The organism is Streptomyces sp. JLSY215, assembly GCF_059682825.1.
The window spans coordinates 5,922,999-5,935,628 of the sequence record NZ_CM185022.1 but is presented as its reverse complement, the minus strand read 5'-3'; the positions used below and the strand labels follow the sequence as shown (position 1 = coordinate 5,935,628).

2 protein-coding genes (1 of these 2 cut by a window edge) are annotated in these 12,630 nt (G+C 74.1%); both read right to left on the bottom strand.

From position 1 onward, the window contains the following. On the bottom strand, positions 1 to 6,730 hold the 5' end (the start) of the coding sequence (locus tag AC5677_RS26655; RefSeq protein ID WP_497190449.1) for an amino acid adenylation domain-containing protein. Its footprint begins 7,622 nt before the window's first position; the window shows 6,730 of its 14,352 coding nt (coding positions 1-6,730); its start codon is at positions 6,728 to 6,730; the stop codon falls past the left edge of the window. Next, positions 6,727 to 12,630: an amino acid adenylation domain-containing protein gene (locus tag AC5677_RS26650; protein ID WP_497190448.1), complete on the bottom strand. Its 5,904-nt coding sequence runs from the start codon at positions 12,628 to 12,630 to the stop codon at positions 6,727 to 6,729. Before AC5677_RS26650 ends, AC5677_RS26655 begins: the two co-directional genes overlap by 4 nt.

The window sequence follows — 12,630 nt, the reverse complement described above, 5'->3', positions numbered from 1 at the left end:
CCTCGACCAGCAGGGCCGGGCGGGCGGCGGGACCGGTGAGCACCTGCTGGACGGGGCCGGTGGGCGTATCGGGGAAGACGGTGCGCAGGCTCTCGTGCCGCTCGACCACATCACCCAGCGCCGCTTCCAGCGCCACCCGGTCCAACGCACCAGAAATCCGCAACGCCACCGGCAAGTTGTACGCCGCACCCGCACCCTGCAACGCATTCACGAACCACAACCGCTGCTGCGCGAACGACAACGGAATCCGCTCCGGACGCACCACCCCCGACAACGCCGGCCGCGCCGACCCCGCACCCTCCAAAACCCGCGCCACCCCACCCACCGACGCAGCCTCGAACAACTCCCGAATCCCCAGCTCCACACCCAGCACCGCACGCACACGGCTCACCAGACGCATCGCCAACAACGAATGACCACCCAACGCAAAGAAGTCGTCATCCAACCCGACCCCTTCGACACCCAACACCTCACCGAACAGGCGGCACAAAACCTCCTCCTGCCCCGTCCGCGCCGCCCGCCCCGAACCCACCACCACCACACCCGGCACCGGCAACGCCGACCGATCCACCTTCCCGTTCGGCGTCAACGGCAACTCATCCAGCACCACCACCGCACCCGGCACCATGTACTCCGGCAGCAGTCGGCCGACGTGGTGCCGCAGTTCGCCGGGATCGGCAGCGCCGGGCTCCGCCGGGACCACGTAGGCGGTGATCCGCTGATCGCCCGGCCGGTCCTCCCGGACCACGACCACGGCGCGGCGGACCTCGGGGCGGCGGGCGAGGACCGCCTCGATCTCACCCAGCTCGACGCGGAAGCCCCGCACCTTCACCTGATGATCGGCGCGCCCGACGAACTCCAGCTCGCCGCCTGCACGCCAGCGGACCACGTCACCGGTCCGATACATGCGCCCACCGGCGGCACCGAAGGGATCCGCAACGAACCGCTCCGCCGTCAGACCCGCACGCCCGCCATAACCCCGCGCCAGACCCGCACCCGACACATACAACTCACCCGCAACACCCACCGGCACCGGACGCAACCCACCGTCCAGCACATACACCCGGGTGTTCCACAGCGGCCGGCCGAGGGACGGTGTGGCAGCCGGGCCGGGCGGGACCTCGGCGGCGGTCGACCAGACGGTGGTCTCGGTGGGGCCGTAGACATTGGTGACGGTGCGGCCCAGGTCCGCCAGCCGGGCGGCCAGCGGTGCGGGCAGCGGTTCGCCGCCGACGAGGATCCGCAGGCCGCGCAGCCCGTCCGGGTCGGCGGCGACCACGGTCTGCCACAGCGAGGGGGTGGCCTGGACGGCGGTGGCGCCGGACCGGGCGATGCGCCGGGTCAGGGCGTGCGGCTCGCGGACCTCGTCCTCGGTGGCCAGGACCACCGCGGCGCCGTGGAGCAGCGGTGCGTACAGTTCGAGCGCCGCGATGTCGAAGCTGACGGTGGTGACGGCCAGCAGCCGGTCCCGCGCGGTCAGTCGGAGGTGGTCGCCCATCGCGAGGAGCAGGTTGCGCAGGGCGGACCGGGGGACGACGACTCCCTTGGGGGCGCCGGTGGAACCCGAGGTGTAGATGACGTAGGCGGGGTGCGCGTCGGACACCGGCCCGCCGCGCTCCGCGGCGCGCAGATCCCCGGCGTCCTGGGCGGCGAGTTCCGCGGCGGTGTCCGGCAGGCCGGTCACCAGCCGGGGGATGTCCGCGGCCGCGCCGGCCGGGACGGCCGCCCCTGTGGCGTCGGTGAGCAGCAGCGCGGGACCGGCGTCGGCGAGGACGGCGGCGATCCGCTCCGGCGGGTGGCACGGATCCAGCGGCAGGTAGGCGCCGCCGGTCTTGAGGACGGCGAGCAGCGCGACCACGAGGTCGGGGGTGCGGGGCAGGAGCACGGCCACGGTGCGCTCGGGGCCCGCTCCGCGCCGGACCAGCGCCCGCGCCAGACGGTTCGCCCGCGCGTTGAGCTCCGCGTAGTCGAGCTCGGTGTCCCCGTGCAGCAGGGCCGGTGCGCCGGGCGTCCGGGCCGCCCATGCCTCGAACAGCTCGGGCACGTCCTGGTCGGGTACCGGCCGGTCCGTGGCGTTGATCTCGTGGAGCAGGTGGTGGCGCTCCTCGGGGGCCAGGACGTCCAGCTGTCCGACGGGCCGGTCCGGCTCGGCGGCGGCAGCGGCCAGCAGGCGGGTCAGCCGGGCCGCGATCGCGTCGGCGGTGGCGGGGTCGAACAGGTCGGAGCTGTACTCGACGAGGCCGTCGAGACCGCCGGGGCCGCCGTCCGTGTCCCGTTTCTCGGTGAAGCTGAAGGACAGGTCGAACTTGGCCACGCCGACGTCCACCCGCTCCGGGCGGGCGTGCAGGCCGGGCAGCTCGGCGCCGATGCCGTCATGGCCCTGGAGGGCGAGCATCACCTGGAAGAGCGGGTGCCGGGAGAGCGCGCGCTCGGGGTTGAGCGCCTCCACGAGCTGCTCGAACGGCAGGTCCTGGTGGGCGTAGGCGTCGAGGTCGGTGCTGCGGACCCGGGCGAGGAGGGCGCGGAAGCTGGGGTTGCCGGAGGTGTCGGTGCGTAGCACGAGGGTGTTGACGAACAGTCCCACCAGCCCGTCGAGTCCGCTGTCGGTGCGGCCGGCGACGGGGGTGCCGAGAGGGATGTCGCTGCCCGCGCCCAGCCGGTCGAGGAGGGTGGCCAGGCCGGCCTGGAGCGTCATGAAAAGGGTGGTGCCGGTGGCGCGGGCCAGGGTCAGCAGGTGCCGGTGCAGCTCGGCGTCGAGCGTGAAGCGCAGGGTGGCACCGGCGTAGCGGGTGACGGCGGGCCGGGGGCGGTCGGTGGGCAGGTCGAGCTGGTCGGGCAGGGCGGCCAGCGCCGCGCGCCAGTAGGCCAGTTGGCGGGCCGCGACGCCGTCCCGGTCGTCCTCGCCCCCCAGGAGTTCGCGCTGCCACCGGGCGTAGTCGGCATAGCGCAGCGGCAACGGCGCCCAGTCGGGGGCGTGTCCGGCGCGGCGGGCGGCGTACGCGGCGCCCAGGTCGGCGGTGAGCGGCGCCAGGGAGAGGCCGTCGCCCGCGATGTGGTGCAGGAGGACGAGCAGGACGTGTTCGTCCTCGCCGGTCGTGAACAACTGGGCGCGCAGCGGGATTTCGGTGGCGAGGTCGAATCCGTACCGCGCGGCGGCCGCCAGCTCGTCGGGCAGCCGCTCCTCGGTCGTGGGGGTGACGGGCAGCGGCACCTCGGTCCGGTCGTCGTCCAGGACGTGCTGGACGGGCTCGTCCGCCCCGTCACCGGCGGCGGCGGTCGCGGGGAAGACGGTGCGCAGGGTGTCGTGCCGGGCGACGACGTCCGTCAGTGCGGACCGCAGTGCCCCGGTGTCCAGCGGGCCGCGGAGCCGCAGGGCGAGCGGCAGGTTGTAGACGGGGCCGGGGCCGTCGAAGGCGTTGAGGAACCACAGCCGGCGCTGGGCGAAGGAGAGCGGGACCGGTCCGTCGGCGGGGCCGGGGCGCAGCGGCGGGCGTACGGTGCCGCCGCCGTCGAGGCGCGCCGCCAGAGCGGCCGGGGTGGGCGCCTCGAACAGGGTGCGGATCGGGACCTCGGTCCCCAGCACCGTCCGGATCCTGCTGATCAGCCGGGTGGCCAGCAGCGAGTGTCCGCCCAGGACGAAGAAGTCGCCGTCGCCGCCGACGTCCGGCAGGCCGAGGGCCTCGGCGAACAGCCCGCGCAGGATCTCCTCGCGCGGTGTGGCGGCGGCCCGGCCGTCGCCGGCCGGGGCGGCGGCCTCGGGCGCGGGCAGGGCGGCCCGGTCGAGTTTCCCGTTGCCGGTCAGCGGGAGGGCGTCGAGGACCACGTAGGCGGCGGGGACCATGTGGCCGGGCAGGACGCGGGCGGCGGCGGTGCGCAGCTCGTGCGGGTCCGGGGTGGTGTGGGGCTCGGGGACGGTGTAGGCGACCAGGCGCCGGTCGCCCGGCTGGTCCTCGCGCACCACGACGGCGGCGTGCGCCACCTGGGGGTGGCGGGCGAGGACGGCCTCGATCTCGCCGAGTTCGATCCGGAATCCGCGCAGCTTGACCTGCTGGTCGGCGCGGCCGGCGTACTCCAGCGTGCCGTCGGCGCGCCACCGCCCCAGGTCCCCGGTGCGGTACATCCGGCTGCCGGGCGGCCCGTAGGGGTCGGCGCAGAAGCGGTCGGCGGTCAGGGCGGGCCGGTCGAGATAGCCGCGGGCGAGCCCGGCGCCCGCCACGTACAGCTCGCCGGGCACGCCGGGCGGCATCGGCTGGAGGGCGCCGTCGAGTACGTACACCCGCAGGTCGGGGATGCCCCGGCCGATCCCGCCGGACGGTCCGTCGGCGGCCGCGGCGGCGTCCAGGGCCAGATGGCTGACGTGCACGGTCGTTTCCGTGATGCCGTACATGTTGGACAGCCGCGGGGTGTGCGGGTGGCGGCGGTACCAGTCCGTCAGCCGGCCGGTGTCCAGCGCCTCGCCGCCGAAGATCACGTACCGGAGGCGGAGCTGTCCCCCGGTTTCCGGGTCCTCGCGGTCGGCGAGGGAGAGCTGGTGGAACGCGGACGGTGTCTGGTTCAGGACGGTGACCCGCTCGCGGACCAGCAGGCGCAGGAACTCCGCGGGCGAGCGGCTGACGTCGTGCCCGACCACGACCAGGCGTCCGCCGTGCAGCAGCGCTCCCCACAGTTCCCATACCGAGAAGTCGAAGGCGCTGGAGTGGAAGAGGGTCCAGGTGTCGTCGGGGCCGAAGTCGAACCAGCGGCGGGTGGCGGTGAAGAGCCGGACGACGTTGCGGTGCGGGACGACCACGCCCTTGGGGGTGCCGGTGGAGCCGGAGGTGTAGATGACGTACGCGGTGCCGTCCGGCAGCGGCCGGCCGGCCGGTGCGCCGTGGTCGGCGGCGGGGTCGTCGCCGGGGTCCGCGGCGGCGTCGCGGAGCAGTGTCTCCAGGTCGACGTGGGCGACGCCGTCCGTCTCCGGCAGGCGGGCCGCCGTGGCGGCGTCGGTCAGCAGCAGGGCGGGGCGGGCGTCACCGAGCATGAAGGTCAGGCGCTCGGCCGGGTAGTCCGGGTCGAGGGGCAGATACCCGGCGCCGGTCTTGAGGACCGCGAGAAGGGCGACCACCAGGTCGGTGGAGCGCGGCAGGGCGAGGGCGACGAGGCGTTCCGGGCCGGCGCCGCGGGCCGTGAGGCGGCGGGCCAGCCGCGTGGCCCGCTCGTCCAGTTCGGCGTAGGTCAGTGCGGTCCCGTCGCAGGTCACCGCGGTCCGGTCCGGGGTGCGCGCCACCTGGGCCGCGAACAGTGCGGGCAGTGTCGCGGCGGCTTCGCCGAGCTCGTCGCCCGGCTCGTCGCCGGGGTGCTCGTCGTGGGTCCGCCCGGTCCGCCCGGTCTCCCGGGCCCGGCCGAGCGCCAGATCGCGTGCGTCGTCCGTCACCACGGGTATCCGGCCGAGCGGGCGCAGCGGGTCATCGGCGAGGGTGCGGAACAGTGCGGCCAGGCCCGCCAGCAGACGGTCCGCCTCGGACCGCCCGACGGTGTCCGGCCGGAAGCCCAGGCGCAGGACGAGGCGTTCCCCGCGCGGGGAGACGACGAGGGTGAGCGGGTAGTGCGTGGCGTCGTGGCTCGTCAGGCCGCCCAGCCGCAGTCCGGGGGCGAGCGAGCCGAACGCCGCGGGATCGCGGGGGTAGTTCTCGAAGACGGTGGTGGTGTCGAACAGCTCGCCGCCGCCGGCGGCGCGCTGGATGTCGGCGAGGCCGAGGTGCTGGTGCGGCAGCAGCCGGGCCTGTTCCTGCTGGAGCCGGTCGAGGAACGTGGCGAGTTCCTCGCCGTGCCGCAGCCGTACCCGCACCGGCACCGTGTTCACGAACAGGCCGACCATGCCGTCGGCGCCCGGAAGGTCGGCCGGGCGGCCGGACACCGTGGTGCCGAAGACCACGTCCCGACGTCCCGTCAGCCTGCCGAGCAGCAGCGCCCACAGGCCCTGGACGACCGTGTTGACGGTGAGGCCGTGCTCGCGCGCGACGGCCCGGACGCCGGCGGTCACCTCCTCCGGCAGTTCGGCGACGGCCTGCTGCGGCAGGGCGTGGCCCGGTGTGCCGCCCTGCAGGGGAAGCCGGGCCGGTTCGCCGAGGCCGGCCAGCGCCTCGCGCCAGGCCTGCTCGGCGGCGGCACGGTCCTGGCCGGCGAGCCAGCCGAGGAAGTCCCGGTAGGGCCGTACGGACGGTAGCCCGTCCGGCTCGCCGGTGGTGCGGGAGCGGTAGAAGGCGAACAGCTCGCGCACCACGATCGGCATCGACCAGCCGTCGAGCACGAGGTGGTGCACGGCGAGCAGCAGCCGGTGGCGGTCGGGGCCGAAGCGCACCAGGGTGGCGCGCAGCAACGGGGGCCGGGAGAGGTCGAAGCGCCGGGCCCGGTCCTCCTCGGCGATCTCCGCGAACCGGTCCCCGGCCTCCTGCGCGGCGAGTCCGGCGACGTCGTGCGTGGTCCAGGGCAGTTCGACGGCGCGCGGCACGAACTGCACGGGCTGGGCCAGGCCCCGGTGCCGGACGCCCACGCGCAGGTTCGCATGCCGGTCCAGCAGATCCCGCAGCGCGTCCCGCAGCGCTTCGGCGTCGAGCGGGCCGTCGAGGTCGAGGACGAGCTGCACGGTGTACGCGTCGGGCGCCTCGTCGTCGTACAGCGTGTGGAACAGCAGCCCCTCCTGCAACGGAGAGAGGGGAAGGATGTCCTGGATCCCCGGTCGCTTCGTCATGAGTCCCCCCACTCGGCCTCGAGTTCCTCGATTTCGGACTGATCCAGCGTCACCAGCGTGATGTCGGAGGGGCTCAGTCCCCCTGCGGCCGGCTCCAGCGCGTCGGTGCCGAGCCGGACCAGCTCCTCGAACCAGGTCTCGGCGAGCTCCCGCACCGCGTGCTCCGGCAGGAATCCCTCCGGCCATGTCCACGTCGCCCGCAGCCGTGTCCGTCCCGCGCGGCCCACGGCGCGCACGCTCAGCGCCAGCGGGTGCGAGACGGGCGTGTCCGGATGGGCGCCGCCCTGGAGGGCACCGTCGTCCGAGACCGGCGCCCAGGGCGCTTCGTGCACCGTGCCGACGCGCCCGAGATAGTTGAAACGGATCTGCGGGCCGGGCCGGGCCGCGAGGACCGCGGCCGTGTCCGGATTGAGGTGGCGCAGCAGGCCGTAGCCGAGCCCGTGGTCCGGCAGCGCGCGCAGCTGCTCCTTGACGCGCTTGACCGCGCTCCCCGGTGGGGCGCCCGGACCGTCGTCGCCCGGATCGAGGCGGACCGGGTACATGGTGGTGAACCAGCCCACGGTGCGGGACAGATCCGTCCCCTCGGCGATCTCCTCCCGGCCGTGGCCTTCCAGGTCGACGAGCACCGCGGTGCCGTGCCCGGTGCCGCGGCGGCGGCGCCACCGGGCCACGGCCCGCGCCAGGCCGGTGAGCAGCACATCGTCGGCCTTGCCGTGGAACGCGGCGGGGATGTCGGTCAGCAGCGGCTCGGCGTGCTCGGCCGGCAGGTCCAGGCCGATCGACCGGCTGCGGCCCACCGTGTCCCGGGCAGGGTCGAGGGGACGTTCCCCCAGGGACGGTTCGGGGTCCGCCAATATTCCTTCCCATAAAGGGAGTTCGGCGGTCCGTCGTTCGGTGACCGCCTCGGCGGCGAGCAGTTCGGCCCACCGGCGGAAGGAGGTACCGGGCGGCGTCCAGTCGGGCTCCCGCCCGCGCGCGACCGCCTCCGCGGCCACCGCCAGGTCCTCCAGGAGCACCCGCCACGAGACGCTGTCGACCGCGAGGTGATGGACCATGGCCAGCAGCCGGCCCGCCCGGTCCGGCCCGGCGTCGAAGAGCACGGCGCGCACCAGCGGACCGCCGTCCGGCGTCAGCGAGCGCGCCGCACGCTCCGTCTCCCGGGCGACCGCGGCCCCCAGCGCGTCCTCGCCCAGGCCCCGGGCGTCGACGCGGCGGATGCCTTCCGCGGCCCGCAGGCCGCCGGGCGGTGCGACGCACAGCCGCCGCCGTCCCGCGCCGTCGGCGTCGTCGGCGCCCAGGGTGTGCAGCCGCAGCGCCGCATGCCGGTCCAGCAGCAGGTCCAGGCAGCGGGTGAGCGCCGCGACGTCGAAGCCCGCCGGCGTGTGCACCAGGACGGACTGGTGGAACCCTTCGAGCGGGCCGCCCTGTTCCCGCAGCCAGCACATGATCGGCGTCTCCGGCAGCTCCCCGACGCCGTCGTCCGCCGCGCTGTCCCGCGCGGCCGTGTCCACCGTCCGTACGACGCCCGCCAGCGCCGCGACCGTCTTGTGCTCGAACACCTCCCGTGTGGTGACGTCGAGACCCATGTCCCGGGCCCGGCGGACCACCTGCATGGAGCCGATGCTGTCGCCGCCGAGCGTGAAGAAGTTGGCCTCGACGCCGACCCGTTCCAGCCCCAGCACCTCGGCGAACAGCTCACACAGGAGCTCCTCGACCGGGGTGCGCGCGGCGGCGCCGGTGTCCTGGCCGCCCCGGTCGGGACGGGGCAGGGCGGCCCGGTCGACCTTGCCGCTGGGCGTCAGCGGGATCCGGTCGAGCACGACGTACTCGGCCGGGGCGAGGTGGCCCGGCAGCAGCCCACCGAGGCGCCCACGGACGCCGGCCACGAAGGCCGCGGTGTCCAGCGCCGCCCTGGGGGTGTTGGTGCAGGCGGCATCGGGCAGCGGACCGGGCACCGTCTCGTCGGCGGGCGGCCCGGTAACGGAGAAGAGCGCATCGAAGGCGCCGTCGACGGCCCCGGCGGTCCAGCGGGTGCGCACCCGCAGCCCCAGCTCGGCGGCGAGGGCGTGCACCTCCTCGGGGTCGAGGGCACCGCCGGCCGGGGGCGCGGCGTCCGCAGGGCCCGCGTACGGCTCCTCCTCCAGCGCCGCCAGCACCGCCGCCGCGTCGCCGCCGTCGTCCAGGCGGCGCAGCGCGGCCGCCTCGCCCGTCAGTCGCGCGTTGGGGATACCGGTCACCACCAGCGTGTGGTGGTCACCGGAGGTGAGCAGCGTGCGCAGCCGCTCGGTGCCGCCGGACTGCGCCGCCCACTCCAGCACGGTGGCGGGCGGAGCGGCGGGCCGGGCCGCACCGGCCGGGCGCAGCAAGACGTCGTAGCGGTGTCGCGTCAGCTCGTTGCGGGCCCGGCCGCGGCGCAGCCCGACCTCCGCCGACGCCCCGGAGGCCGCCGCGAAGCGCAGGAAGAACCCGGGTGCGACCAGCAACTCCCGCTCCGCCGCGGCGCCCTGGTCAACGGCCCGGCGCAGCGCCTCGTGACCGGCCCCGGCACCGAGCTGCCGCGCCTGGACCGCGGTCTGCAGATGGCGCAGCAGGTGCAGATTGCGTACGTCGCCGACGAACACGGCGCCACCGGGGGCGAGGAGCGGCAGCACCGCGTCCAGCACCCGCGTCAGGTAGTCGCCGCTGGGGAAGTACTGGACGACGGAATTGAGGACGACGGTGTCGAAGTGCCGCTGGGGAAGACCGTCGACCTGGTGCGCGGGACGGGCCAGCAGCGTGACGATGTCGGCGAGGCCGGGCTGCCGCGCGGTCTGCTCCCGCAGGGCGGCGACCGCCTCGTGCGAGAGGTCCGTGCCCCAGTACTCCTCGCAGTGCGGCGCGACCCCGGAGAGGATCAGCCCGCTGCCGACGCCGATTTCCAGCACCCGGCGCGGGCGCAGTTCGAGGATCCGGTCGACGGTGGCCGCCCGCCATTCGCGCATCTGCGCAAGCGGTATGGGGCGTCCGTCGTAACTGCTGTTCCAGCCGGCGAAGTTCTCGCCGAGACCGGCCGACTTCCCCTCGGCCGCGTACAGCTCCTCGTAGGCGCTCCGCCACTCGGCGAGGCGTTCCGGCTCGGCCTCCGCCGGCTGCCCGTCCGCGGTCCGGTCCGGGACGATGTAGGCGGTCAGGCGGCGATCACCCGGCCGGTCCTCCCGCACCACCACCGCACTCTGCGCGACTCCCGGCTGCCGGGCCAGCGCGGCCTCGATCTCACCCGGCTCGATCCGGAAACCCCGCACCTTGACCTGATCATCGGCGCGTCCGACGAACTCCAGCTCGCCGCCCGCACGCCAGCGGACCACATCCCCGGTCCGATACATCCGCCCGCCCGCGGCACCGAAGGGGTCCGCAACGAACCGCTCCGCGGTCAGCCCCGCACGGTCCTTGTAGCCCCGTGCCAGACCCGCACCCGACACATACAACTCACCCGCAACACCCGCAGGCACCGGACGCAACCCACCATCCAGCACATACGCCCGGAAGCCCGCCAACGGACGCCCGATCGACGGCACCCCCGCCCCCACACCCAACGACCCACTCATCGACACACACACCGTCGACTCCGTCGGCCCATACGCATTCACCAACCGCCCCACCCGCGGCACCCAACGCTCCACCACCCCCACACCCAACGCCTCACCAGCCACCACCACCGTCACCCCAGACGGCAACACCCCCTCCCCCAACGCCCCCAACACCGCAGGCGGCAACGTCACATGCGACACACCACCCCCCACACACACATCCCGCAACACATCCCCCGACAACAACCCCCCACCAGGCGCCACCACCAACACAGCACCCGACAACAACCCCATACACAACTCCCAAAACGCCGCATCAAAACTCGGCGACGCAAACTGCAACACCCCACACCCAGGCCCCACCCCCAACAACCCCACCTGCGCACCCACCAACCCCGCCACACCCGCATGCGACACCACCACACCCTTAGGCCACCCCGACGACCCAGAGGTATAAATCACATACGCAGCGTTACCAACGTGAAGGGGCACACGACGCCCCCCATCACGCACGCCACCGGAACCCAGAGCGGCCGCCTCACGCTCCAACTCCTCAAACAACTCGACGGAAGAACCGTCCACGGCCGGCAGACGACCCACCGTGTCCTCACCAGCCACCACCAACACCGGCGCACAATCCCGCAACATGAACTCGATGCGCTCCGCCGGATACTCCGTATCCACCGGCAGATACGCACCCCCCGCCTTCCACACCGCCAACACCGACACCACCAACGCCACCGACCTCGGCAACGCCAACGCCACCACACACTCCGGCCCCACACCCCGACCCACCAACACCCGCGCCAACCGATCCGCACGAGCATCCAACTCCGCATAACTCAACGACACATCACCACACACCAACGCCACCGCACCCGGCGCCGCAGCCACCCGCGCCCCGAACAACTCCGGCGCGCACACCGGCTCCACCCCGGGCCCCGAGGCACCCCAGCCCCACACCTGATCCCGCTCCTCGGCGGTCAGCACATCGACCCGTCCCACGCCCTTGTCCGGCTCACTCGTCACCCCCTCCAGCAGGCGCAGAAAGCGGCGCTGGTGCGAGGCCAGGGAGGCGTCGTCGTAGGTGGCGGCATTGACGTCGAAGAAGAGCCGCAGGCCCGGTCCTTCGTGGGCCTGCCGCCGGTAGATGGACACCGAGAAGTCGTCGACGGGGCGGTAGGAGAGGTTGTGCACGGTGACGGGGTGTCCGGCGAACCGGACGTCGTAGTGCGAGGCCCCGACGTTCACCACGGGGCCGCCGAACCGCTGGTGCCCGGCGCCCGGACCTGCGCCCCTGCGGAGGGCCTCGCCGCGGTAGCGCTGGTGGCGCAGCAGCGCGTCGGTGGTGGCGGCGACGCGCCTGGTCAGGTCCACGAAACTGTCGTCGGGGTGCACCTCGACGCGCAGCGGCAGGATGTTGGACATCATCCCGACGGCGGCACGGTCGGCGTCGCCGACCCGTCCGGTCACCGGCAGGCCGAGCACGAGGTCGGTGGCTCCGACGCAGCGGTGCACATGGGCCGCGGTCAGCGCGATGGCGACGCGGGACCACTTCGTCCCGCACCGGCGGGCGAGCGCATCGATCGCCTCCGCGGTCGGGCCGCTCACCACGGACGTCCTGCGCAGCATGTTCGCCGGCGCGGCGGTGCTCCGCACGGGGGCCGGGTCCGCCAGCAGGACGGGCTCCGGCTGGCCGGCCGACCGCGCCGCCCAGTACGCGCGGTCGTCCGCGCACCGCTGCGACTCCTGGTAGCGGTGGTCCTCGTCGAGCATGGCGCGCAGCGTGGGGAAGGTGCGCTCCGTGACGGGCCGGCCGGCGGCCAGTGCGGAGTAGACGTCGGCCAGCCGGTGGACGAGCAGCGACCAGCTGAAACCGTCGATGAGGATGTGGTGCGTGCGCTGGTACCAGAAGAAGCGGTCGGCGGAGACCCGGAACAGCGCCTGGGCGAACAGCGGGCCGCGGGTGAGGTCGACGGGTGCCCGCAGATCCCGTTCCATCCACTGCACGGCGGCGGCGCGCGGGTCCGGCGCGGCGGAGACGTCCAGGTGGTGCAGCGGCCAGTCGGCGCCGGCCGGGTCGAGTATCTGACGGGTGCGTTCGGGGCTGTCCGCCGGCGCGAACCGGACGCGCAGCGAATCCGCCTCATCGATCACGGTGCGCAGTGCCGCCTCGAACAGCGGCGGGTCGACCGGGCCGTGGATCTCCACGTACTGGGCGACGTTGTAGGACACGTCGTCGGGACCGCTGTGCTGCTGTCCCAGCAGGACTTCCCGCTGCGCAGCGGACAGCGGATGTGCCCCGTTCGGTATTTCGTACGGCGTACTCGTCAT

What these genes read in the sequence shown, in the direction of transcription:
- AC5677_RS26650 (WP_497190448.1), bottom strand. Translation starts at nt 12,630, where the DNA reads ATGACGAGTACGCCGTACGAAATACCGAACGGGGCACATCCGCTGTCC.